Source organism: Paenirhizobium cremeum (assembly GCF_047553425.1).
Lineage (GTDB): Bacteria > Pseudomonadota > Alphaproteobacteria > Rhizobiales > Rhizobiaceae > Allorhizobium > Allorhizobium cremeum.
This window is the reverse complement of the sequence record NZ_CP180217.1, coordinates 2,703,595-2,726,695: the sequence shown is the minus strand read 5'-3', so window position 1 is coordinate 2,726,695 and position 23,101 is coordinate 2,703,595. Positions and strand designations below refer to the sequence as shown.

General features: G+C 60.2%; 22 protein-coding genes, 1 tRNA gene, 3 pseudogenes and 1 CRISPR repeat array. Of the genes and pseudogenes, 16 read left to right on the top strand and 10 right to left on the bottom strand.

Going from position 1 to position 23,101, the window contains the following annotated elements; all coding sequences use genetic code 11:
- Window positions 1–103 precede the first annotated feature (103 nt).
- Window positions 104–1,087, top strand: coding sequence for a zinc-dependent alcohol dehydrogenase family protein (locus ACLBKR_RS13490; RefSeq protein ID WP_113424493.1), 984 nt, complete (start codon window positions 104–106; stop codon window positions 1,085–1,087).
- Window positions 1,088–1,102: 15 nt separating this feature from the next.
- Here ACLBKR_RS13490 and ACLBKR_RS13485 read toward each other — a convergent pair whose 3' ends face one another.
- Window positions 1,103–1,561 carry a MarR family winged helix-turn-helix transcriptional regulator gene (locus ACLBKR_RS13485; protein ID WP_112828728.1) on the bottom strand — a complete coding sequence of 153 codons (459 nt, stop codon included), beginning with the start codon at window positions 1,559–1,561 and terminating at the stop codon, window positions 1,103–1,105.
- A 240-nt stretch (window positions 1,562–1,801) separates the two neighbouring features.
- Between ACLBKR_RS13485 and ACLBKR_RS13480 the strand changes: the two genes are divergently transcribed.
- Complete coding sequence (locus ACLBKR_RS13480; protein ID WP_113424494.1) at window positions 1,802–2,500, top strand: fumarylacetoacetate hydrolase family protein; 699 nt, start codon at window positions 1,802–1,804, stop codon at window positions 2,498–2,500.
- A gap of 146 nt (window positions 2,501–2,646) precedes the next feature.
- Complete coding sequence (locus ACLBKR_RS13475) at window positions 2,647–3,225, top strand: TetR family transcriptional regulator C-terminal domain-containing protein (protein ID WP_414899428.1); 579 nt, start codon at window positions 2,647–2,649, stop codon at window positions 3,223–3,225.
- Window positions 3,226–3,255: 30 nt separating this feature from the next.
- Here the strand turns inward: ACLBKR_RS13475 and ACLBKR_RS13470 are convergent, their stop codons facing one another.
- Window positions 3,256–4,044 carry a helix-turn-helix domain-containing protein gene (locus ACLBKR_RS13470; RefSeq protein WP_113340733.1) on the bottom strand — a complete coding sequence of 263 codons (789 nt, stop codon included), beginning with the start codon at window positions 4,042–4,044 and terminating at the stop codon, window positions 3,256–3,258.
- 125 nt (window positions 4,045–4,169) lie between these two features.
- Between ACLBKR_RS13470 and ACLBKR_RS13465 the strand changes: the two genes are divergently transcribed.
- The 9 genes from ACLBKR_RS13465 (at window position 4,170) to ACLBKR_RS13425 (ending at window position 12,489) form a co-directional block, all read left to right on the top strand.
- Window positions 4,170–5,513: a glutamine synthetase family protein gene (locus ACLBKR_RS13465; protein WP_414899427.1), complete on the top strand. Its 1,344-nt coding sequence runs from the start codon at window positions 4,170–4,172 to the stop codon at window positions 5,511–5,513.
- Window positions 5,514–5,566: 53 nt separating this feature from the next.
- Window positions 5,567–6,724: an ABC transporter substrate-binding protein gene (locus tag ACLBKR_RS13460; RefSeq protein WP_162759208.1), complete on the top strand. Its 1,158-nt coding sequence runs from the start codon at window positions 5,567–5,569 to the stop codon at window positions 6,722–6,724.
- 184 nt (window positions 6,725–6,908) lie between these two features.
- Window positions 6,909–8,012 carry an ABC transporter ATP-binding protein gene (locus tag ACLBKR_RS13455; protein ID WP_113447650.1) on the top strand — a complete coding sequence of 368 codons (1,104 nt, stop codon included), beginning with the start codon at window positions 6,909–6,911 and terminating at the stop codon, window positions 8,010–8,012.
- Window positions 8,009–8,887 (top strand): ABC transporter permease, encoded by an 879-nt coding sequence (locus ACLBKR_RS13450; RefSeq protein ID WP_113487483.1) that lies wholly within the window; start codon window positions 8,009–8,011, stop codon window positions 8,885–8,887. The genes ACLBKR_RS13455 and ACLBKR_RS13450 overlap by 4 nt, the downstream gene beginning before the upstream one ends.
- On the top strand, window positions 8,884–9,720 hold the full coding sequence (locus ACLBKR_RS13445; protein WP_414899426.1) for an ABC transporter permease: 837 nt from the start codon (window positions 8,884–8,886) through the stop codon (window positions 9,718–9,720). The genes ACLBKR_RS13450 and ACLBKR_RS13445 overlap by 4 nt, the downstream gene beginning before the upstream one ends.
- Before the next feature lie 28 nt (window positions 9,721–9,748).
- Window positions 9,749–10,924, top strand: a complete 1,176-nt coding sequence (locus ACLBKR_RS13440) for an iron-containing alcohol dehydrogenase (RefSeq protein ID WP_414899425.1) — start codon at window positions 9,749–9,751, stop codon at window positions 10,922–10,924.
- 56 nt (window positions 10,925–10,980) lie between these two features.
- The gene (locus tag ACLBKR_RS13435) at window positions 10,981–11,403 is read left to right on the top strand and encodes a hypothetical protein (protein ID WP_113447646.1); all 423 of its coding nucleotides are present in this window, start codon (window positions 10,981–10,983) and stop codon (window positions 11,401–11,403) included.
- Between the two features lie 116 nt (window positions 11,404–11,519).
- Window positions 11,520–11,738, top strand: a complete 219-nt coding sequence (locus tag ACLBKR_RS13430) for a hypothetical protein (RefSeq protein ID WP_162708215.1) — start codon at window positions 11,520–11,522, stop codon at window positions 11,736–11,738.
- A gap of 133 nt (window positions 11,739–11,871) precedes the next feature.
- Window positions 11,872–12,489 carry a tyrosine-type recombinase/integrase gene (locus ACLBKR_RS13425; RefSeq protein WP_414899424.1) on the top strand — a complete coding sequence of 206 codons (618 nt, stop codon included), beginning with the start codon at window positions 11,872–11,874 and terminating at the stop codon, window positions 12,487–12,489.
- 121 nt (window positions 12,490–12,610) lie between these two features.
- Window positions 12,611–12,908: a CRISPR direct-repeat array (repeat unit 32 nt; unit sequence GTTTCGATCCACGCCTCCGCGAGGGAGGCGAC).
- Between the two features lie 106 nt (window positions 12,909–13,014).
- Here the strand turns inward: ACLBKR_RS13425 and ACLBKR_RS13420 are convergent.
- Window positions 13,015–13,980 (bottom strand): annotated as a pseudogene (locus tag ACLBKR_RS13420) (CRISPR-associated endonuclease Cas3''); the annotation flags it as partial.
- 595 nt (window positions 13,981–14,575) lie between these two features.
- Here ACLBKR_RS13420 and ACLBKR_RS13415 point away from each other — a divergent pair.
- A pseudogene (locus tag ACLBKR_RS13415) lies at window positions 14,576–15,097 on the top strand (IS3 family transposase); the annotation flags it as partial.
- Between the two features lie 1,047 nt (window positions 15,098–16,144).
- On the opposite strand, the pseudogene ACLBKR_RS13410 reads toward ACLBKR_RS13415, so the two are convergent.
- The 5 genes and pseudogenes from ACLBKR_RS13410 to cpdR1 form a co-directional block, all read right to left on the bottom strand.
- Window positions 16,145–16,561, bottom strand: a pseudogene (locus ACLBKR_RS13410) (IS3 family transposase); the annotation flags it as partial.
- 74 nt (window positions 16,562–16,635) lie between these two features.
- Window positions 16,636–16,875, bottom strand: a complete 240-nt coding sequence (locus tag ACLBKR_RS13405) for a site-specific integrase (protein WP_113447642.1) — start codon at window positions 16,873–16,875, stop codon at window positions 16,636–16,638.
- A gap of 13 nt (window positions 16,876–16,888) precedes the next feature.
- Complete coding sequence (locus ACLBKR_RS13400; protein ID WP_113447641.1) at window positions 16,889–17,233, bottom strand: tyrosine-type recombinase/integrase; 345 nt, start codon at window positions 17,231–17,233, stop codon at window positions 16,889–16,891.
- 227 nt (window positions 17,234–17,460) lie between these two features.
- Window positions 17,461–17,535 (bottom strand) — tRNA-Val (locus tag ACLBKR_RS13395).
- A gap of 94 nt (window positions 17,536–17,629) precedes the next feature.
- Entirely contained in the window at window positions 17,630–17,992 is a 363-nt protein-coding gene (cpdR1, locus tag ACLBKR_RS13390) for a response regulator CpdR1 (protein ID WP_112828718.1), read from the bottom strand.
- Between the two features lie 197 nt (window positions 17,993–18,189).
- Here cpdR1 and ACLBKR_RS13385 point away from each other — a divergent pair, with 197 nt between their 5' ends.
- Together ACLBKR_RS13385 and hisN are read left to right on the top strand one after the other, a co-directional pair.
- On the top strand, window positions 18,190–19,065 hold the full coding sequence (locus ACLBKR_RS13385; RefSeq protein ID WP_112828717.1) for an N-formylglutamate amidohydrolase: 876 nt from the start codon (window positions 18,190–18,192) through the stop codon (window positions 19,063–19,065).
- Window positions 19,066–19,381: 316 nt separating this feature from the next.
- Entirely contained in the window at window positions 19,382–20,158 is a 777-nt protein-coding gene (hisN, locus tag ACLBKR_RS13380) for a histidinol-phosphatase (RefSeq protein ID WP_113447640.1), read from the top strand.
- 3 nt (window positions 20,159–20,161) lie between these two features.
- Here hisN and ACLBKR_RS13375 read toward each other — a convergent pair whose 3' ends face one another.
- Window positions 20,162–21,178 (bottom strand): alpha/beta hydrolase, encoded by a 1,017-nt coding sequence (locus ACLBKR_RS13375; protein ID WP_113466499.1) that lies wholly within the window; start codon window positions 21,176–21,178, stop codon window positions 20,162–20,164.
- A 412-nt stretch (window positions 21,179–21,590) separates the two neighbouring features.
- Here ACLBKR_RS13375 and ACLBKR_RS13370 point away from each other — a divergent pair, with 412 nt between their 5' ends.
- A complete protein-coding gene (locus ACLBKR_RS13370) occupies window positions 21,591–22,058 on the top strand; it encodes an Hsp20 family protein (protein ID WP_112828714.1) in 468 nt (155 codons plus the stop codon).
- A gap of 34 nt (window positions 22,059–22,092) precedes the next feature.
- Here ACLBKR_RS13370 and ACLBKR_RS13365 read toward each other — a convergent pair whose 3' ends face one another.
- Complete coding sequence (locus ACLBKR_RS13365) at window positions 22,093–23,091, bottom strand: bile acid:sodium symporter family protein (RefSeq protein ID WP_414899423.1); 999 nt, start codon at window positions 23,089–23,091, stop codon at window positions 22,093–22,095.
- Window positions 23,092–23,101 lie beyond the last annotated feature (10 nt).

Sequence of the window (23,101 nt, the reverse complement as noted above, 5' to 3'; positions counted from 1 at the left end):
CAGGAATGGCTGAGGCAATTCCGATCTTGAGATTGCCCTGCGTTCCCCAACATAGTCCATCCCTGCGACATCGTCATTGTCGGCGGCGAAGGAGATCGTAAAAATGAAAGCCATGGTGCTATACGCCAGCGGGCGGCCGTTGCAGTTCGAGGAGAGGCCCGATCCGCTTCCGGGCGCGGGCGAGATCCTTGTGCGGGTCGAGGCCTGCGCCGTCTGCCGGACCGATCTGCATGTCATCGACGGCGACCTGACGGAGCCGAAGCTTCCGCTCGTTCCGGGACACGAAATCGTCGGCGTCGTCGAGCGCTGCGGCGATGGCGTCACGAACCTTCGACCGGGCAGGCGGGTCGGCATACCGTGGCTTGGCCACACCTGCGGTTGTTGCAGCTACTGCGAGAGCGGCCGGGAAAACCTTTGCGATACGCCCGGCTTTACCGGCTATACGCGGGATGGCGGTTTTGCCAGCCATGTCGTCGCCGATGCCTCCTACGCATTTCCGCTCGACGGTTTTTCCGATCCCGTTGCGGCCGCGCCGCTGATGTGCGCCGGGCTGATCGGCTGGCGGTCATTGAAGATGGCCGGCGATGCCCGCCGCATCGGCATTTACGGTTTCGGGGCGGCGGCCCATATCATCGCGCAGGTCTGTGTGCACCAGGGGCGGGAAGTCCTTGCCTTCACCCGGGAAGGCGATCAGGCGGCGCGGGCCATGGCCCGTTCGCTCGGGGCGGCATGGGCCGGAAGCTCGGACGAGACGCCGCCGCAGCCTCTGGATGCCGCCATCATCTTCGCGCCGGTCGGTGCGCTGGTGCCGGCGGCGCTCCGCGCCGTCGCCAAGGGCGGGCGTGTCGTGTGCGGCGGCATCCATATGAGCGATATCCCGCAATTTCCCTATTCGATACTCTGGGGAGAGCGGCAGGTGCTTTCGGTCGCCAATCTGACCCGCGCGGATGCGGTGGAGTTCCTCGATCTTGCTCCGCGCGCCGGGGTGAAGACCACCACAACGGTCTATCCGCTCGAGAAGGCGAACGAGGCGCTGGACGATCTGCGCGCCGGCCGCTTCCAGGGCGCGGCGGTGCTGGTACCCTGACGTCGCGGGCGCCGTTCAGGTGATCCGCAGGGGCGCACGGCTCCGCTCGTTCACGGCCTCGCAAGCCTTTTGCAGCAGGCTGACGAACTGTTCTCTTTCGGCATCCGTGAGCCCGCTCAGCAATACCGTCTGGCTTTCCCTGACGACGGGGCGGATCTGCTTGAGTGTATCGGCCCCCTTGTCGGTCAGATAAAGCGTGCGGGCGCGCCGGTCGTTCGGATTGATTTCGCGCCGGACGAGTTCCTTCTGGACAAGCCTGTCGACCACGCCGCCGATGGTCACCCGGTCATAGGCGATGTGGCTGGCGAGCGTTGCCTGGTCCAGGCCGGGAGACGCCTCGATGGCGTTCAGCGCGGCATATTGCACCGGTGTCAGGTCGAAACCCTTCTTCGCTGTCTCTTCCATGAAAATGGAAACGGACGTCTGGTTGAGCCTGCGGATCAGATGTCCCGGCATTTCATAGATTTCCAGCATCGCGATGCGCTCCCCCGCAATCAGATGCTCTGTCTAGCGCTTATCGGAGAAGGGAAAAAGCGCCCATTCCGGGTGATGCCGCGGATACGTCTACCGGCGATAGGCTTGTCCATCCGGGCGCTTTATCGAGGTCGGCCTTGCAGCGGGCGGATTGCCGACATAAGCAGGCAGGGAGATTTCCGGTGTGGTTTTCGGACCGGATCGGCAAGGGGCCGCCATGGGCAAGAGAGAGTATCGAGCATGCTGAAACCGCTTTTCGACGTTCCTGCCACACCTCTCGTTCCGGTCAGGGGAGAGACCGGCGGCTATCCGGTTCACCGTATCTTCTGCGTCGGCCGCAACTATGCTGCCCACGCCGCGGAGATGGGCGCCGAGGTCGACCGCGAGGAGCCTTTCTACTTCACCAAGCCGGCAAGTGCGATTACGCCGACCGGCTCGGTCATTCCCTATCCGCCTGGCACGGCCAATTTCCACTATGAGATGGAACTGGTGGTGGCGATCGGCGCACCGGCCTTCCGGGTGCCGGTGGAAGAGTCGCATAAGGCGGTTTTCGGCTATGCCTGCGGGCTGGACATGACCCGTCGCGACCTGCAGCAGGCGGCGCGGGTCAAACAGCGTCCCTGGGATCTCGCCAAGGCTTTCGAACGATCGGCGATCATCTCGGAGATCACGCGGGCAGGGGATTTCCCGGCGATCGGTCCGCAACGCATCTGGCTGAAGGTTGGAGACGAACTGAAGCAGGATTCGCATCTTTCCGACATGGTCTGGTCCGTTCCGGAGATCGTCAGCCACCTGTCGCGCTTTTATCATCTGGCGCCGGGCGACCTGATCTATACCGGAACGCCGGCTGGTGTCGGTCCGGTGGTGGCCGGCGACGTTATGGCCGGCGGGATCGACGGACTGCGGGAAATTGCGCTGACGATCGGCCCCGCCGAGTAGCAACCTCCCAAAACATGTCGCTCCGACGCGCATTCATGTGTCGGCTGGCAACGTGGTACATCTTTCAAAACAGATGGAGTTCGATTCGCGGCATGGCGGAACCAGGCAAATTCGAACGCAAATTACCCGAGGATCGGCGGCGCACTTTGATTGACGCCACGCTCGCCTGTCTGGCGAGGGAGGGGCATGCCGGGCTTTCGATCCGCAAGATCAGCAAGGAGGCCGGCATATCGATCGGCCTCATCAACCATCATTACGGCGGCAAGGACGATCTCGTCGGCCATGCCTATGAGACCCTTGCCCTGTCGCTGCTCGACAATATCCGCAGCCGGATCGCCGAGGCGAGCGACGATCCGCGCGCGCGGCTCGGGGCCTATTTCCGTGCGACGCTTTCGGCTCCGATCCTGGAGCGGAGCACGCTTCGGACATGGGTGGTGTTCTGGGGCATGGTCGAACACTCCAAGGCGATGACGGATGTGCATGACCGCACCTATGCGGAATATCGCCGCCTCCTGGAAATCCTGCTGAAGGATCTCTTCGCAGCGCGCGGCTGGCCGGAGCCCGACGTTCGCCTGGCGGCCATCGGCCTGCTGGCGATGCTCGACGGTCTGTGGCTGGAATGGTGCCTCAATCCCGAAACCTTCACGCCGGAAGAGGCGATCGGGCTTTGCGAACGCTGGACCGATGTATTTCTCGATGCCTCTGCGCCACGCGCCTCGGCCTGAGCGTTCCTGCTGCGATGCGTGGCTCTGAGGCTACTGCTTCGACAGCTGCACGATGAACATGGAGAAGAGCTCGGACTGGCTTGAGGCTCCGAGCTTCTGATAGATGTTCTTGCGGTGAATCTTGACGGTTCCCTCGGCGATGCTCAGGGTTTCCGCGATCGACCGGCTGGAGTGTCCGCGCAGGATAAGCGAGGTGATCTCGATCTCGCGCGGGGTGAGTATGCCGTCGGCCATGACGTCCAGCGTCTGGTTGATCGGGTCCTCCGCCTTGCGTTTGGTCGTTTCCGCGGCCGCACCACCCTTGCACCAGTGGGCCTCGATGACGGCGCGCACAACCGGTTCGATCGCCCGCATGGCGTTGAAATCGCGCCGCCCGAAGAAGGGTGCGTCTCCCGGACGGGTGAAGCTGATGACGACGGCGCCTGCGCCCGGAGGGCGGCAGACGACGCCGATCTCGTCGCGGATGCGGGTGCGGCCATAGTGTTGTCGATAATATTCCGTGCTGTAGAACTGGTCCGGCGCCATCTTGCGCAGGTGGCGGACGCCGGTGATCTTCGGATCGATTGCGGCAAGATAGAAGGGATCGAGCAGGTAGGGCCCCTGCGCATAGGCGGTGATGACCGTTTTTGCCCGCTCCTTGTCGATGTTGTGATACAGGCAAACGGGATTTTGCGTGCCCTGGTAGGCAAAGGCCATGGCGATATCGAAGGGTATTTCCTCGGCTATCGCGGACGACAGCTTGCGCGGCAGGTCCGGCGTCCCGATGGCGCGGATGAAGCCTCCTACCTTTTCATTCCACCTTGCGAACTCGCTCTTCACTGTTCCTCCAAGCCTGTGGCCGCGCCGTCCGCCCCCACATTCTGCACCTTCTATCCCTAACGGGATATTTTCTTGTCTCTTGGCCGGGCGGTAGCGTTCGACAAAACAATAATGGCAGGAACCCGATGCACAAGGCCCGAAACAATTCGGTTGAGTTCGAGGCGGCCCTTTCCGAAATGGGCGCCAGGTCCGTTCATATCGGCATGATCGATCCGGAAGGCGAATTCCGCGACAAGCTCGTCCCGGCCGAGAAGGCGGTGAAGCTCGCCAAATCCGGCTATCCCTTCTGCGAAGTGCTCTACTTCTGGGATATCGCCGAGAAGACCTATGCGGAAAGCGCCTTCATCGACCGTCCGGCCGAGATCTTCACCGACACGCTGCGTCTTTATCCCTTCTCGCCGGCATCCGCGCTTTGCATCGCGGATTTTTCCGGAGAGTTCGGCGAGCGTTCGCCGCGCAACCTCTGCCTTCGTCTTCTGGACGAGGCGGACAGCATGGGTTTTTCGGTGGCTTCCGCCTTCGAATACGAGTTCTTCCTGTTTGCCGAGACGCCGGAGACGCTGAAGGCGAAGAAGTATCGCGACCTTACCAGCTTCGCGCAGGGCAACCGCACCTATTCGCTGCAGACGGCCGCCCTTCACGGCGACCTGATGGAGGGACTGGCGCAGGCGATGAACGCCATGGAGATCCGGCTCGATGCCATCCACACCGAGCTTGGCCCCGGCTGTTTCGAAGTGCCGCTGACCTATGCCAGGGGCATCAAGTCGCCCGATGACGCTGTACTTTTCAAGAATTTCGCCAAGGCCTATTTCTCCCGCAACGGGCTGACAGCCGGCTTCATGTCGAAGCTTTCTCCCGATCTGCCGGGCCAGTCGGGCCATCTGCATGTCTCGATGCGCGACAAGCATGGCAATCCAACATTCTCCGACCCGGATTCTCCGGATGGTCTCAGCCGCACGGGCCGGCATTTCGTCGGCGGTCTCCTGAAGCTGATGCCGGAAACGCTTGCCATGTGCTCGCACACGGTCAACGCCTACAAGCGGCTGGTGCCTGGCGCCTGGGCGCCTACCGCGGCGAACTGGGGCGTGCAGAACCGGACGTCTGCGGTGCGCATCATCAATGACAGCCCGGAGGCGACCCGCGTGGAATTCCGCGTGCCCTCCGCCGACGCCAATCCGTATCTTGCCTTGTCGATGTGCCTGGGCGCGGGGCTTTACGGCATCCGAAACGAGATCGAGCCGCCGCCGGCGAGCGACGAGAACTTCTATCTCGCGACACCCGAGCCGCAAGCCGTCTTGCCGGGCGATCTCGGTCAGGCGGCGGAGCGCCTCGACCGCAGCGTCATTGCGCGGGAGATCTTCGGCGACACCTTCATCGACAGTTTCGTGACCGGCCGCCGGTTCGAATACCGGGAATACCAGAAGCAGGTCAGCGAATGGGAGATCCGGCGATATCTCGGCGTCGTCTGAGGTCCCCTCGCGCGCCACAGCATCGTCAAATTCAAAAAAGAGGGAAAAGGACAATGACAAAAGGAACAGCAGACATCGGCAATTCTTTGATGGCGGGCTCGGTCTCCCGCCGGTCCGTGCTCAAGGGCATGGGTGGCCTCGGGCTCGCCGCGGCGGGTGGCGGGCTTTTCGGCATGCCGCGCGGCGCGCAGGCGGCCGAAAGCATCAACTACATGTGCTGGGAAGGCTATAACGCGCCGTCCATCCTCGAACCCTTCCAGAAGGAAAAGGGCGTTTCCATCTCGGTTGACCTCATCACCGACTCCGCCGGCGGCTTTGCCAAGCTCGCAGCCGGCGCATCGAAGGATTTCGACCTCGTATCCTCCGACAGCCCGTGGATCGCGCGCATGGGACCGGCCGGCATTTGCCGTTATATCGACGATGCCGACTTTGCCGACCAATATGCGGAATTCTACCCGCAGTTCCGAGCGCCGTTCGAGCCGCTGCAGTTCGACGGCAAGACCACGGGTCTTCCGACGCGCTGGGGCTGGGTCGGCCCGACCGTCAACACCAAGTTCGACAAGCTCGAGACCTGGTCGTCCTACGCGCCGGTGTTCGACAGCGCCTACAAGGACAAGATCTGCCTGCTGGACTGGGGCGATTGGCCGATCATGCCGCTCGCACTTTATGCAGGTATCAACCCTTACGAGGAACTGGACCAGGCCGCACTCGACGAGGTTCGCAAGGTGCTGCGTGCAGCCTTCAAGAACACCCGCGCTATCGTCGCCGACCTCGCGGTCGCCCAGAAGGGCCTGATCGACGGCTCGTTCCGCGCGCTGATCGGCGGCGGCACCTATTGCACCTCATCGCTGCGCCTGCAGGGGCACGACTACATCCAGTCGATTGTTCCCGAGCCGAAGAACGGCCTGAAGCAGGGCATCATCTGGATGGAGGCGACCGGCCTCATCGAGAACGGCAAGGACAGCAAGGTCGCGGCCGACTTCCTGAAATACATCGTTTCGCCTGAAGTCGCCAAGCAACTCGCGATCACGGAAGCGACCTGCAACCTCGTGCCGAACCAGAAGGCCGAGGCCCTCTTCTCCGACGCCGAGAAGAAGGCCCTGCAGATGGACTATATGTGGACGGCTTGGGATAACAGCCAGTTCCACACCGTTGCGCCGAATGTCGATGACATGCTGGCCATCTGGCAGGAAGAGCTCGCCGCGCGCTGAGCCCGTCCAAAGATCGCGACCTGCGGCTGCCGCTGCGGGTCGCTTTCGTTTGTCGAAATCCGGCGCAGTCCAAGAAAAGTCCGTGACGGCTTACCGTTCGGGATTGCGCAGAAACAGAGAGATGGAGAATCTCGGGCGTGACCCGCGTCAACCTTGGATACTCCAGAGACAGGGAAGCTGAAGTTTGGCCAATCCGATCATTCATGCCGCGAACATCGTCAAGGATTACGGGACGGCGCGCGCGCTGCACGGCGTCTCGCTTTCGATTGCCGAGGGTGAGTTCGTCGCGCTCGTTGGACCCTCCGGCTGCGGCAAGACCACGCTCCTGAAAATCCTCGCCGGTTTCGAGGACCCGACCGATGGCGCGCTCTCCATCGAGGGACGCGACATGGCCGGCGTGCCCGCGGCCAAGCGGCCGACCCGCATGGTGTTCCAGAAGCTGGCGCTCTTTCCGCACAAGACCGTGGCGGAGAACATCGGCTTTCCGCTGAAGCTTGCCAGGACGGACAAGGCCGAGATCGCGACGCGGGTGCGGGCGATGCTCGACCTCATGCATCTCAAGCCTGAGTATTTGAACCGCTATCCGGCCCAGCTTTCCGGCGGCGAACAGCAGCGCGTGGCGCTCGCGCGTGCGCTGGTATCGCGTCCGGGCGTGCTTCTGCTCGACGAGCCGATGAGCGCGCTCGATGCCAAGCTCAAGAAGTCGCTGCAGGCGGAGCTGAAGAAGCTGCACCGGGAACTCGGAACGAGCTTCGTTCTGGTGACGCACGATCTGGAAGAGGCGATGATGCTTGCCGACCGCATCTGCGTCATGCGCGGCGGTCGCGTGGTACAGATCGGCACGCCCTCCGACATCTATTACCGTCCCGTCGATACCTTCGTTGCCGGCTTCATCGGCGAAACGAATTTCCTGCCGGTGTCCGTGACCCGTGGCAGCGACGGTTCGGCAACGATTGCAAGCCCGATTGCCGGCAATGCTCCGGTAGCATTGGCTGAGGGCAATGTCTCTCCCGCCTTCTCCGGCGACGCCGGCTTGCTGCTGGTCCGTCCGGAGACACTGCGGCTGGTGCGCGGCGATGCCATGGCGGGCGAATGGCGCATTGCCGGCATCGTCGAGGAATATTTCATCAAGGGGTCGTCCACCCAGTATCGTGTCCGCATCGCGGGTCTCGATGCGCCGCTGGTGGTCGATCTTGCCGGTTCTCTGCAACTGCCGGCCGAGGTCGGCGAGGCCGTGCAGGTGGGCTTCCAGCCCGCGCAGGCTTTCCTTCTGGCGGGGCAGGCATGAAGACACAAACCAAGACCTGGAACGATCCGGTTCTGATTGCTGCCGTCGCGCCGCTGGCGGTCGTGATGGTTGTCTTCTTCGTCATTCCGCTTGCCATGACCGCGGTCCTGTCCTTCCAGACGACGCAGTTTTATCGCCTCAACTGGACCTGGGATCTCAAGGTCTGGACGGAGGTTTTTTCCAAGCCGCATTACTGGACGATCATGATGCGCACAGTGGGCATGGCGCTGATCTGCGTCGTGCTGTGCCTGCTTATCGCCTATCCCGCGGCCTATGCGCTGGCGACGCGCCTTAAGGCCTATAACGCACAGATCCAGATCCTGATTATCTTCGCCTTCCTGACGGATGCCGTGCTGAAGACGTTCGGCTGGATACTGGTGTTGGACAAGAACGGAGTGCTGAACTGGCTTCTGGCCCATCTCGGTTTGGGGCCGGAGGCGACAAACCTGCTCTTCAGCGAGACGGCGACGATGATCGGCATGGTCTATAATCTGGCGGTCTATCCCGTCTTCACCATCTACTTGTCGCTGGTCAGGATCGATCGCGACCTGATGCTCGCGTCCTACGATGCCGGCGCCTCGCGTATCCGCACCTTTTTCGAGGTGACGCTGCCGCTTTCGCGTCCGGGGCTTTATTCCGGGGCAGTGCTGGTGTTCGTTCTCAGCCTCGGCGTCTTCCTCGAGCCGAAGGTGCTCGGCGGCGGCACCTCGCCGCTGGCTTCGGAGCTGATCCGCCAGAGCTTCGAGACCCGTGTCAACTGGCCGCTCGGTGCGGCGCTGACGCTGGTGCTGATCGCCATCGGCGCCGTGTCGCTGATGCTGGTGCTTGCGATCCTGAAGTTGCGGCAGGCGCGCAGCGTGGAGGTGCCCCTATGATGCCGGAGCATTTCAAGAACCGGGCCATCAGTGCGCTGCTTGTCGGCTCGATGCTGGCGTTGCTTGTCTTCCTCTACATCCCCATCGTGACGCTGGTGGCGTTTTCCTTCACCAGCAGCCGTGTGCTGACGCTGCCGATCGAGAGCCTGTCGCTCGAATGGTATGGCGAGTTGTGGCGGAAACCGGACTTCCTGCCGGCGGTCATCAATTCGGCCGTGGTCGCGGCGACCACCACCGTTTTCGCGACGCTGCTCGGAACGGCCGGGGCTATCGCCTGGATGCGCTATCGCTTCCGTATGCAGCGGGCCTTTCAGGCGCTGACTTTCGCGCCGCTGCTTTTCCCCCAACTGCTGCTTGGCGTAGTCATGCTGCTGTGGTTCTCCGTGCTCGGCAGTTGGCTCGGTTTTTCCACAGGTCTTGCAACCGTCGTTATCGGTCACGTTGTGTATATCACGCCGTTCGCGCTGGTCGTCGTTGCCGTCCAGGTATACGGTTTCGACGACACGCTGGAGGACGCGGCGCGTGATGCGGGAGCGACGGGATACGAGATGTTTCGGGAGGTGACATTTCCTCTGCTTTGGCCCGGTATTCTTTCCGCCGCGACTTTCGCCTTCCTGCTGTCATGGGGGAATTTCTATGTATCCTACTCGTTGGCGGGCACGGCGAGAACGCTTCCCGTCTTCGTCTACAGCGGCATTGCCGTCGGTTCGTCTCCGATCTACCCGGCGCTTGCCACTTTGAACTTTCTGCCAGCCCTCGGCCTGGTTGTTTTTGCCGAGGTGATGCGTCGGCGCGCGCTCAAGCGACAGCAGTTTGTCGGAGCGAGCGAATAGTACTGCGTAACCGAAGGAGACGTGCATCATGCCGGAGGTGCCTTTTTCGCATCCTGCCGACTGGAGTTTCCCGACAGCCGTGCGTTTCGGCCCGGGCCGCATAGCCGAACTGGGATCGGTGCTGACCGGCCTGGGGCTATCGAGGCCGCTGGTGGTGACCGATGCGGGGCTGAAGCTTCTGCCTCCTGTTGATGCGACGCTCGCGGCATTAATCGGTGTGGGGCTGGGGCCTGGGTTCTTTACCGAGGTGAAGCCCAATCCAACCGGTAGCAATGTGGAAAACGGCGTCGCCAAGCTCAGGGCGGGCGGCTACGATTCCGTGGTGGCGGTCGGTGGCGGTAGCGCACTGGATGCCGCCAAGGCTATTGCCCTGATGGCGACGCAGGACCGGCCGATCTGGGATTTCGAGGATATCGGCGACAACTGGAAGCGGGTGAATACCTCGCATCTCACTCCCGTCATAGCCATTCCGACAACGGCCGGAACCGGCTCGGAACTCGGGCGCTCCTCGGTCATCACCGACGAGCGCGAACATCGCAAGGTCATCATCTTTCATCCGCGCATGATGCCGGTGGCGGTCATCATGGACCCTGAACTGACGCTTGGTTTGCCTGCCCATATCACAGCTGCCACCGGCATGGACGCGCTCAGCCATGCGCTGGAGGCGCTTTCGTCTCCCGCCTTTCATCCGATGGCGGAGGGGGTTGCGCTCAATGCGCTGCGGATCATCCGGCAGTGGCTGCCGGTGGCGGTCGCCGACGGTTTGAACATCGAGGCGCGCTCGCAGATGCTGGTCGCTTCCGGCATGGGATGCGTCGCGCTGCAGAAGGGTCTTGGCGCGGTGCATGCGCTCGCCCACCCGCTGGGCGCGCTTTATGACGCCCACCACGGTCTGCTGAATGCGGTCCTCATGCCTTATGTGGTGCAATTCAACGCGCCGGCGATTGCAGACAAGCTCGCTTTGCTCGCCCGCGTCCTGGAATTGCCGGACGAGGGGGCCGGAGCGGTTGTCGAGTGGCTGCATGCGCTGCGCCGTCTGGTCGGCATCGGCGCGACCCTTCGCGACATCGGTCTCGGCAAGATCGACGTGGAGCGCGTTGCGGCGATGGCGGCGGTCGATCCCTGCGCCGGCGGAAATCCGGTTCCGCTCGATGCGGCCAAGCTTTCCGTGATCCTGCAGGCCGCCATGACCGGCCGCTTCTGAAAGACGCCGTCGATGGACCGTTTGCAGTCCGTTAGGTGACGGAAGGAGGTAATCACATGACCGCCGTGACAGATGCGGCCATTGTCGTCACGGGCCGGGCCTGCGGTTCCTGCACGCTTTGCTGCTACCTGCCCGATATCGACGAACTCGACAAACCCGCCAATACGTTCTGCCGCGCCTGCATCGCCGGCAAGGGCTGTTCCGCCTATGAGGCCCGGCCCACCACCTGCCGCGATTTTCTCTGCGCATGGATGTCGGATGCGAGGATCGACGAGGCCTGGGAGCCCGCCAGATGCCACATGATGGTCTACCGGCAGGGCATGCAACTCACCGTACTGGTCGATCCGCAGTATCCGCAGGCCTGGTGTCGCGAGCCCTATCTCGGCCAATTGCAGGCATGGGCGAGGCAGGCGCGGGCCGAAGGCGGCTATGTGATCGTCTATGCCGGCGACGCGCTTTCCGTGATCGCGGGCGATTGAGGCCGCGGGCGCGTGGCGGGCTTCGGCTCCTGCTGCGTTGTTGACGGACATGATCCGTTCGGCGACCCTCTGTTGTGCCGCAGGGCGTCCTGCCCTCCGCTTTCAGGGAGAGTTGCATGATGATGGGGTCTTACAGTCTCTGGCACTGGCTGGTTGCCTTTGCCTTCTGGTTCCTGCTGTTTGGCTGGCCGATCGCGAAGATCCTGCGGAGGGCCGGCTTTTCGGGGTGGTGGGTTTTGCTGAGTTTCGTGCCGTTGGCCAATCTCATCGGCCTATGGGTGTTCGCTGTTACACCCTGGCCCAACGTGCCGGACCAGAACAGGCCGTCGGCCTGAACCCGGCCCGCTCCTTGGGGTCAAATGAGGGGGGGCGCTATCTACATGAAAGGCTGCGGAAAAATCGGTCCGAAACGGAACAGCAAATAGAACGCTTGACCTTTTATCTGCAATTTTCTCCTACGCGATTGATTTGAATGTTCGTGCAGACAATCCCGCCAAAGGAGTGAAGAAGCATAAGCTTGTGAAGCATGATCGCTACCTTTCTGTTGCCGAGTTGGAGAGGCTCGGAGCTGCTTTGAAAGCCGTCGAGGCCGAGGGTGCGAGTGCATTTGCCATCGCGGCGATACGCTTTCTTGCCTTGTCTGGCTGCCGTCGCAGCGAAGCACTGAGCATGCAGTGGGAATGGATTGATTTTCAACACAATCTGGTAAAGCTGCCCGATAGCAAGACGGGGCAGAAAGTGCTGCTCCTCGGCAAGGAGGCTCTGGAGTTTCTAAAAATACTGCCACACGTGGAAGGGTCGCCTTTGGTCTTTCCATCGGCATCTGGCGGTACGACTCCGCTCAGTATTCAGAAAATATGGGGCAGGGTACGCCAGAAAGCGGGATTAGAGGACGTCAGGCTCCATGACCTCCGTCACAACTTTGCAAGTACGGCCGTATCGTCGGGGCTAAGCCTCTACATTGCTGGCAAATTGCTTGGGCACAGCCAACCGCAGACAACGCAGCGATATGCGCATCTGGCACTCGATCCCATACGGGCGGCGGCTGATGAGATCGCAGCCAGTATTGCCAGGAAGCTTCAATAAGACGGACTTGTTGGTGCTTCCATACGTACGATCCCCATCCGCCAGCGAACACCATTCATTTTTGACCATTTCCCTTGGTTATCTTCCCCTAGAGATGGCGATGCGATGGCGTGTGGTAAAGGTTTCGATCCACGCCTCCGCGAGGGAGGCGACTTGAGGGCCGCCTGCGCGGCGGCTCCCGATGCGGTGTTTCGATCCACGCCTCCGCGAGGGAGGCGACCGGGCCGATACCTGGACGACCGCACCGTGCGCCGTTTCGATCCACGCCTCCGCGAGGGAGGCGACTACTTCTCGTGGATCAGCAAGAACATCACCAACGCGTTTCGATCCACGCCTCCGCGAGGGAGGCGACTTCGTGGTGCCGGTGCAGTACCGGGACACGACGTTGTTTCGATCCACGCCTCCGCGAGGGAGGCGACACGGCGCTTTCCAGCTGGGCCACGGATGTGGAGCAGTTTCGATCCACGCCTCGTCGAGGATGATGATGCTGTTTGCGATATTGTGCACCTTGCGCGCCTTCGAGGTCTTTGCCGCAAACAGGCTTTCGAACAGTTGCACATTCGTGGTGACGACGACGGGCGCTGCCCAGTCTTCCGTGGCAAGCCTCAGCTTGTCGCGGCTCTCCCAGTTCGCCTCCTTGTCGAGCTTCTCGTCGTCGATCGCCGAATGATGTTCGAGCACATTGTCTTCACCGAGGATGTTCCGGAATATCTCTGCCGTCTGGTCGATGATGGATGTGAAGGGAATGGCGTAGACGATGCGCGAATGCCCATGCGCTTTTGCGTGGTCAAGCGCGAAGGCGAGCGAGGAGAGCGTCTTGCCGCCACCGGTCGGGACCGTCAGCGTAAAGAGCCCTGGCTCGTTCGCCGCTTTTGTACGCACATGCGACAGAATTCTACCGCGTAGGCGATTGAGGTCGGTATCGGCATTGCCCTTTCCGGCCATATGCGCATCGAAGGCGGCGATGAATTGCGGCAGCAGGTCCTGCAAGGCTGGCCAGTCGCGATCTGATGCCCGGCCGTCGAGAGCATGGTAAAAGGCTTCCGTATCCTTGAAATCGGCGTCGACGAGGCAGGAGAAGATCATCCGCACCATGACGGAGAACTGAAATGCCGCATTGGGTGGCGTGATGCGTGAGATGAAGCCGGGCACGAGGCCCGTCATATCGGCGGCGAGTTCTCTTTCCCATATCGGCTCCAGTCCGTTGGGCCCTTCCCTGAAACGTTCGATGCGACGATCGAGGCAGGCCTGCGTCTCGTTCAGCCGATCCGGCAGTCCGGCGTGGTGTCCGGCGATGCAATAGGCGATCAGATCGGCGATCATCCTGTCCTGCCCGGCGACGCGTTCCGGCAGGATCACGGCTCCCGCCGTCGCATGGTCGATGGACGGGCCGCCATCCAGCCGCTTCTGGAAGGCGGCGGTATATTTGCCGAGATCGTGAAACAGGCCGGCAAGAAATGCCGCCTTCTCCAGGCCGAGCGAGGCCGCCATTTTGGCCGCCAGCGCTGCGACGGCGAAAAGATGATCCGAGAGCAGTTGCCAATCGCCTTTGTCCGGCTGTCTTCCTGAGTGGGCAAAATAGTGCATGCCTGTTCCCCTCTATCGAATGCCTATTGCAAGGTAGCATCCCAAGAAGTTGGAAGTCGCTCGGAAAACGAAGTATCTAATGTTTCCGCGTTGCGGCCGCGAGGTGGGTTATCGCCGTTCGGCAATCGGTGCCCGGGATCATTGCTCGTTGGTATCACTTGTGGCATTTTCGCACTTTTGCCATGAATAACCTCCCCGTATGCACAACCCCGCGCGGATCTTGTTCTCAACCGTCATCGTCGGCAACGTGGTTTCAACCGGCCAATGCTGCCTTGTGAAGGGTGTAGCGCGGTAAAGTTGCCTTATCCCTCTTTATCTTCTTTAATATAGCTAAACGCCCAAATCATCGAGCAGAACGGTGCAAAGCCGGTCCGGGAAAGACCGCCACCGTCTCCCAGCATGGTATCACGGATTGATATTTCAGTGTTGATTTCCACTGAGAGCTGACCCGGCGTTGGAGTCAGCTCTCAGTGGAAATCAACACCCGGTCAATATGCCGAATGTTCTGGACCGTCAGTTCTCGGCGGGAAGGCCGAACCAGAAGTGGGTGGCCGATTTTACCTATCTATGGACGGCTGAGGGTTGGCTCTATGTGGCTGCCGTAATCGACCTGTTCTCGCGCCGTGTCGTCGGCTGGTCGATGAATGCCAACATGACGGCCCAGCTCGTTACAGATGCGCTGATCATGGCAATCTGGCGCAGAGGCAAGCCGGATGCGCTTCTCCACCATTCGGATCAGGGGAGCCAATACACCAGCGAGCAGTTCCAGCGTCTCATGACCGATCACGGCATCACCTGCTCGATGAGCCGGTCAGGCAACGTCTGGGACAATGCTGCGATGGAAAGCTTCTTCTCATCACTCAAAACGGAAAGGACAGCTCGCAAAGTCTACAGGACCAGGGACGATGCAAAGGCGGACGTGTTCGACTACATCGTGCGCTTCTACAATCCGAAGCGTCGGCATTCGACACTGGGCTACCGCAGCCCGATGGAATTTGAAAACAAGGTCGGATTAGCCTAACTCGGTGTCCGAAAAACCGGCAGCAGGCCACATGTCATTGTTCATGATCGCAGTTACTTTTAGGGACTTCTTCGCTCGTTGTCGATTATTTGGTCAGGATTGTCTGGCGTTGAGTTGATTGGATATTTTTTTGGAACGGTTGCATCGGAGATATTTTATACATGTTTCAATGCTTATATAATTTCGGAAATACAATACGGCGGATTTTCGAACAATTTTGTATTTTCCAGTAGACCGTTTGTAATCTAGTGCTCTGGAACTACTTGTATCAAGTCGTATGGCCTATTGCTAGATTCCCTGAGGCAAGTCTTCTGTTGTCTGCTGTCGATTAATTCCGCTTGGCAACGGCTGGTCGCAAAGGGAGAATTTGCGTTGTTTGCGACTTCTTGCTGAGTAGGGGGGCTATCTAAGCTGGTGGGGCAGGAGTCAGATTGGATGCGCATGCAGCAGAAAGAAAAGGGCGATCTGGAGCAGGTTCTGATGGTGTTAAGTTCGAGGGCCGCAATGTGCGGGTGGAAAGATGTGTCTTTAGGTTAGAGGTGCGCGATATCTGCTAGAGATAGGTTTTAAGCAATCTGAAAGCTGATGTTGGTGCGGGAAAAATATCGGAAACTATGAAGATGAATGGGTCGAATAAAAAGAAGAAATATGTTGGTGATGTGGTGAATAGGCCATTCGTTTATATGGTTGTAATTTTCGGCTCGTTGTTTTTGGTTGCGATTTTCGCTATAACGTCCTTTCCCGAGTGGATTAATCTGTTTCTTATTTTTGTATACATTGCGATTTGTAGGAGTTTAATTATAGATAAGACATATTTATCGTCTTGGGTAAGGGATGATAAAGAAAATAATCGTGATGAATTTCCCGAAAAAGGCAATAAGTGAATATGGCTGAGAAAACTCCCAGAGATGTAGTGGGCGAGCAAGCAAACGCTTTGGCTGGAGCGTCTGCAGGCGTTGATCTAATGCGTGAAGCGATGAAAGATGATCCTAATAACATCCCGGGGGTCGGGACTGAATAGCCCCGAGTTTCGTAGACACCCTCGGGTTAGATTTTCTGCTGCCTTTCAAACTCGACGGGTGACAGCATCCCGTTCCTGACGTGTTTGCGTTTCGGGTTGTAGAACATTTCGATGTAGTCGAACACGTCCTGGCGAGCTTCATCGCGTGAGCGGTAGACTCTGCGGCGTATCCGCTCTCGCTTCAGAAGATTGAAGAAGCTCTCGGCCACCGTATTGTCATGGCAGTTGCCGCGTCGGCTCATCGAGTGAACCAGATTGTGGTGCTTCAGGAACGAGGCCCAGTCCATGCTGGTGAACTGTGAGCCCTGGTCTGAGTGGATCAGCACCTTTTCCTTCGGCTTGCGTCGCCACACGGCCATAAGTAGAGCCAGCAGAACGACATCCGTGGTTTGGCGGCTCTGCAGTGCCCAACCTATCACACGACGCGAATAGAGGTCGATGACGTACGGTTTCAAGGCCCTTCACCCAAGGCGGCGACCGCACGGAACCGGTCGGGCGGGACAAGGTGGGAAACACGCTACATCGTGCGAATGATCCTCCGCTGTATCTCCGCGTCGCCGTCGATATAGGCCTGCGTTGTTTCGATGGAGCGGTGGTCCGCCAACTGCTGCACGTCGCGCAGCGAGCCGCCGGCCTTGGCGATCAGGCGGGCGGCCTTGGTGATGAAGGTGCGCCGGTCTGAATGTGACGAACAGCCCGCTAGCCCCGCTTGCCGATAGGCGGCGGTGAACCAATTGACGACGGCCTTTGGGGTCATGGGGGCGTAGCAGTCACCCAGCCACCGCTCGCTGGCGATGACCGGTCCGGCCTTGGGTGCCCCCTGGCTGCGGTGAATGCGCCCTCAAGGCGCGTTTCAGTTCGGCATGCAGGGGTATGCGCCGACCGCGCCCGTATTTGGTCACCCGGCCCGGTAATTCGATCAGGTTGGCGATGCCGCCGCCGCCATCGGTGACCATCGACCAGTCGAGGTGGGCGATCTCTGACGCACGCAGCCCGGCACGAATGCTGAGCAGCACGATGACCTTTTTACGATGGGGATGTCGGGATTGGCCTGCGACGTTCAAAAGCCGCTTCAGGTCGAGGTCGGAAAGGAGTTTTGCCTGACCGCCTCGCATGGGTTAAATCAACCGACGCGATGAAAACATGATGCATTTATATTTAAGATTGTAAATTTTGTCAATGCAGTCATTGATTGCGTAAGAGTGCCGCCGATAGCTGGGTATTCTATCGTGCTGAAAGCTGGCCGGGCAGTTCCTGCGAATTCCCGTTTTTTTGCTTACTATGTGCTTACTGACAAAAAAACCGGCTACAACGAGCCGGCTTTTAAGTGCTTGAATTCGAATGGTGGGCGTGACAAGGATCGAACTTGTGACCCCTACGATGTCAACGTAGTGCTCTCCCGCTGAGCTACACGCCCATCCGATGGCGGCTTAAGACCACAAAACCCTCCGTCCCGTCAATAGGGTTTTTGGGGTTTTGTGAAGAGTTTTTTACAGCCGCTCAGAAACCCCTTACGCAGCAAGGAGTTTGTTGACCTCGTCGACGAGGTCGCGGAGGTGGAAAGGTTTGGAGAGGACCTTCGCGTCCTTCGGAGCCTTCGAATCGGCGTTGAGCGCGACGGCTGCGAAGCCGGTGATGAACATCACCTTGAGGTCCGGATCGAGTTCGGTGGCGCGGCGCGCCAGCTCGATCCCATCCATCTCCGGCATGACGATGTCGGTCAGGAGAAGCGAGAAGGGTTCTTCGCGCAGCCTGTCGTAGGCGCTGGCGCCGTTGTCGAAGGAAGAGACCTTGTAGCCCGCCTTTTCCAGCGCCTTCACGAGGAACCGGCGCATATCGTTGTCGTCTTCGGCGAGAAGGATTTTCTGACTCATTGAGGAACCGCTGCTTACTGAATTTCGGTTATGGCTTTCGGCCGATTAGGGTAGGTCTTTTCCAGTAAACATCCGGTGAAGAACCTATTAACGGCTTATATCGCCATTTCTGGCAGTATGGACTTCCGCATAGCCAACTGGCAACATGGTTCCACAACAAGTTTGTGACTTGGTAAAGAAGGGGCAGCGTGAACGGAATGACAGACGATTGCGAGCTGTTCGAAGTCCGCGAACCGGAAACGCAATCGATCCCCTTCGTCTACAACTCGCCCCATAGCGGCCGGCGCTATCCGGTCGATTTCCTCGATCAATCCCAGCTCGACAGTCTCGCGATCCGGCGGTCGGAAGATCATTTCGTCGATGAACTCTTCGGCGCGGCGCCCGATTTCGGGGCGCCCCTGCTGCTGGCGCATTTCCCGCGCGCCTATGTCGACGTCAACCGCGAGCCCTACGAACTCGACCCGCGGATGTTTTCCGATCCCCTGCCGCCCTTCGCCAACAGCAATTCGGTGCGTGTCGCCGGCGGTCTCGGCACCATTCCCCGGATCGTTGCGGAAAACATGGAAATCTACGGGCGCCGCATGCCCGTTTCCGTGGCTCTCGACCGGATCGAGAATGTCTACAAACCCTATCATGCCTGCCTGCGCCGGCTGATCGCCCGAACCCATACCCGCTTCGGCTTCGGGGTGCTGATCGACTGCCATTCCATGCCCGGCAATATCCGTGTCGGCGGCAACGGCGTCCGTCCCGATTTCATCATCGGCGACCGTTACGGCACCAGTGCCTCGGTCGAGCTTTCCCATGCCGCCTTGCAGATGCTCGAGGATCTCGGCTTCAACGCCGTGCGCAACAAGCCCTATGCCGGCGGTTTCATCACCGAGCATTACGGACGGCCGGTCCGCGGGCTGCACGCGCTGCAGATCGAGGTGAACCGGGCGCTCTATATCGACGAGGCGACGCTGCAGAAGCGGGCGGATTTTCATGCCCTGGCAGGTTCCATCGCTGTTTTCATGGGCCAGATGGCGGCTTTTGTCGCCGATTATGCCGGCACCACGGCGCTCGCAGCTGAATAGCAGCTTTCCTCCCGATCTCACCGGGCAAAAAAAACCGCGCCCAACGGCGCGGCTAAGTCTAGGGAGGAAACACCCAAGGAGGGTATTTACAGTCAGAAGACTGTAATTTGACTGTATTGTTGCGACGCACAAATGTCAAGAATTTTTTGTCTTATTTTTGGGCAAGGTCATTTTTTGTGCAATTGCCTCATGGGCGTGCCCGGAGTCTGTGGCGAAGCTTCCTGAACGGTAAAATCGCTGGCGGCGGCTGTTCCATTTGATGGGCCGATGTTTTAAGACGGGCGCGCCGATTTCCTCCTGCCAGCCGGAACCCTCCATGCGTCCCGATCGCGATTTCTTCTTTCGTCTCGCCGAAGCAGCCAGGGCGGAAACCCTTCCGCGCTTTCGCTCGCCGCTTAACGTCGTCAACAAGGAGGCCATCGGCTTCGATCCGGTGACGGAAGGCGACCAGAGGGCGGAAGCCGCCATCCGGGCGCTGATCGAGGCGAAATTCCCCGAGCATGGCATCCTTGGAGAAGAACACGAGAATGTCGGCACCGACCGCGAGCATGTCTGGGTGATCGATCCCATCGACGGCACGCGCGCCTTCATTTCCGGCGTTCCTGTCTGGGGAACGCTGATCGGTTTCCAGGAAAACGGGCGTGCCCGCATGGGGCTGATGGACCAGCCGTTCACCGGCGAGCGCTATTTCGCCGATGGCGAGCGTTCCTGGTATTTCGGGCCGGATGGCGAGCGGCAGATACAGACGCGCGATTGCGGTTCGCTGGAGAATGCGATCCTCTTCACCACATCGCCGCATCTTTTCAAGGGCTGGGAAGTCGAGCGTTTCCAGGCGGTGCAGGACAAGGTGAAGCTCTTCCGTTATGGCATCGATTGCTATGCCTATGCGCTGCTGGCGGCGGGGCATGTGGACCTGGTGATCGAAACCGTGCTGAAGCCTTACGACGTCGGCGCGCTCATCCCGATCATCGAGCAGGCGGGCGGCGTGATTACCACGTGGGACGGTGGACGTCCGGAAAACGGCGGCTCGATCATCGCGGCAGGCTCGGCCGCCGTGCATGCGCAGGCGATGGCGATCCTCAACGGACGGTGAGGATCATTCCTCCAGGGTCTGCACTTCCAGCATTTCGGAGTCCTTCCCGGTAGCCTCTTCCTCAGGGTTTTCGTCTCCGCCGGGGATGAAGGCGTGGAAGGCGGCAAGAGCCTGGGCGCGATAGCGATCCCGCTCGTGCAGGATTTCATGCCGAGCGCCAGGGACGGGGACGAGCTGACCCGCCCGGAAATACTGCGACAGCTTTTCCGGAAAGGCGAAGGGGACGATCGGGTCGTTGCCGGGCGCGACGATCACCGTGGGCACGGTGATCGAGGCGAGGTGTTTCGGGTCGGAAACCTTTGCGATGGTCTTCTGCGCCTCATAGAGCCAGCGCGCTGTCGGTGGGCCGAGCGCGAATTCGGGGTGGGCGGCAAAGATCGCATTGTTGCGCTCGAAACGGCGCTGGTCCGAGGTCAGCGGATTGCCGTCGAAGGGTTTGATCGGCTCGTCTGCCGTCAGGCACATGCGACCGAAGCCCGTGAAGCTCATGAGGGCTGACAGACGGTAGATATTCTTCGGCGAAAGCTTCTGGCCGCCCAAGCCGACAAACGGCGACATCAGCACCATGCGCTCTATGCGATTGGCAAGGCGCGGAGCGGCCGCAAGCGCGACCAGCCCGCCGGTCGAATGCGCCAGCAGGAAGAAGGGCAGGCGTGTATCCGGAAGCACGATCTGCTGCAGAAATATGTCGAGGTCGCGGAGATAGTCCGAGAAACGGTGAACGTGGCCCTTGCGGGTGTTCTTCAGAAGCCGTTGCGATCCACCCTGGCCGCGGAAATCATAGGTGGCGACCCAAAGGCCGGCGGCGTTCAGGTCGCGGATGGTTTCGAAATATTTCTCGATGGTCTCGTTGCGGCCGTGAAGAAGCACGACCGTTCCCCGGGCCGGCTGCTCGCAGCGGAAGATCGCATAACGCAGCATCACGCCGCGATGACCCTTGAAGAAGCCGGCGACCGGGTCTCCGGGAATGGGGTTTCCTGGAGTGGCGTATAGGGGGGTGGCGTGTAGGATCGTGTCCATGCTCGCATCTGCCGAATCGTCAGCGGGCGCACGCGCCCCAATACGGATTCGGATAGGATGAAGGCGGTGCAAGGTCAAAGAAAAAAGCCGGAACCGCTTTTTGGTAAGGCGCTGGCGGTTCCGGCGAAATGAGACCGGAGAGGAAGGGACGATATTCTCCGGCCATCGGGTTCGAGACATCCGATGCTGAAGTTTTAGCGCCGTGGCCCTGAATGACGACTGAAGCGGCCGTTCATCCGGCCTTCACCTTTGTCTTCAATCGCTTGGGCACAGGAAAGCTCTTGAATTGCCCGAAAGCCTTTCCCATCTCATGCATGCGGTCGCCGGAAAGGGACCGCATTCCGTTCCGGTACGGCCAGCAAGGGGTGCCGGATGAGAAAACCGCAATCCGTCGCTTCCCAAGGAGGACACCATGCGTCACGTTGATTTTTCTCCGCTCTACCGTTCCACCGTCGGCTTCGACCGCCTCTTCACGATGCTCGACAGTCTCGGCCAGCCGGAACAGGCCCAGAGCTATCCGCCCTACAACATCGAACGTACCGGCGAGAACACCTACCGCATCACCATGGCCGTTGCCGGCTTCGACGAACGGGAATTGTCGATCGAAGCCCATGCGCATGTGCTCACCGTAAAGGGTGAAAAGGCCGAGGAAGACAAGGTCGAGCAGACCGAGTTCCTTTATCGCGGCATTGCAAAGCGCGCTTTCGAGCGCCGCTTCCAGCTTGCCGATCATGTGGAAGTGACCGCCGCTTCGCTGAAGAACGGCCTTCTGCACATCGATCTCCTGCGCAACATTCCCGAGGCCATGAAGCCGCGCCGCATTGCGATCACCGCAGATGCCGCTGCCCAGCCGAAGGCCATCGAGGCTCATATCAACTAAGGTCTTCCGGACCGGAATGCTCGAAGCCCCGCTTTCAGGCGGGGCTTTTCGTTTGCGCGGCCATCGGAGCCACTCCGTCCCTGCGAGCCGCATAGCGCTGGGCGATGACGGCGCAGGCCATCAACTGGATCTGGTGAAAGAGCATCAGCGGCAGGACGATGGCGCCGATGCTCTGGCCGGCGAAGATGGCGTTCGCCATGGGAACGCCGCTGGCGAGGCTCTTCTTCGAACCGCAAAAGGTGATGGCGATCTCATCTTCCCGTGAGAAGCCGAGAAGGCGGCTGCCATACATGGTGACCGCCAGCGCAATCGCCAGCAGCAGCATGTCGAGCACGATGACGACGGCAATATCGGCGGCGGAGAAGGTGTGCCAGAGACCTTCGGAAACGGCTTCGCTGAAGGCGAGATAAACCACCATCAGGATGGAGCCTCGGTCGACAGGGGCAAGGATCTGCTTGCGGGCGCGGATCCACCTGCCGATCCTGGGTTCCAGCAGCTGGCCGGCGACAAAGGGCACGAGCAGTTGCAGCAGGATCTTCTCCAGCGAATCCAGAGAGAAGCCGTTGCCGCCGGCGGTGGACATCGTCAAGCCGACGAGCAGAGGCGTGAAAAACATGCCGAGAAGGCTTGAAGCGGATGCGGCGCAGACGGCCGCCGAGACGTTGCCTCCGGCCATGGAGGTGAAGGCGATCGACGATTGAACCGTGGAAGGCAGAAGGCAGAGGAAGAGGATGCCGGCGTAAAGCGAAGGGTTGAGCAGGCTCTCGGGAACGAGACCGGCGGCAAGGCCCAGCAGCGGAAACAGCACGAAGGTGGAGCAGAGGATCGCCAGATGCAGCCGCCAATGCAACAGGCCTGCAAGCACGACGTCGCGGGAAAGGCGGGCGCCGTGAAGGAAGAAGAGAAGGCCGATCGCAATGTTGGTGGCAATGCTGAAATAGTCGGCGGCCTTGCCGCTGATCGGTAGGACGGATGCAAGAAGCACCGTGCAGATCAGCATGACGGTAAAGCGGTCGGGCAGAAAGCGCTTCATTTGCTATTCC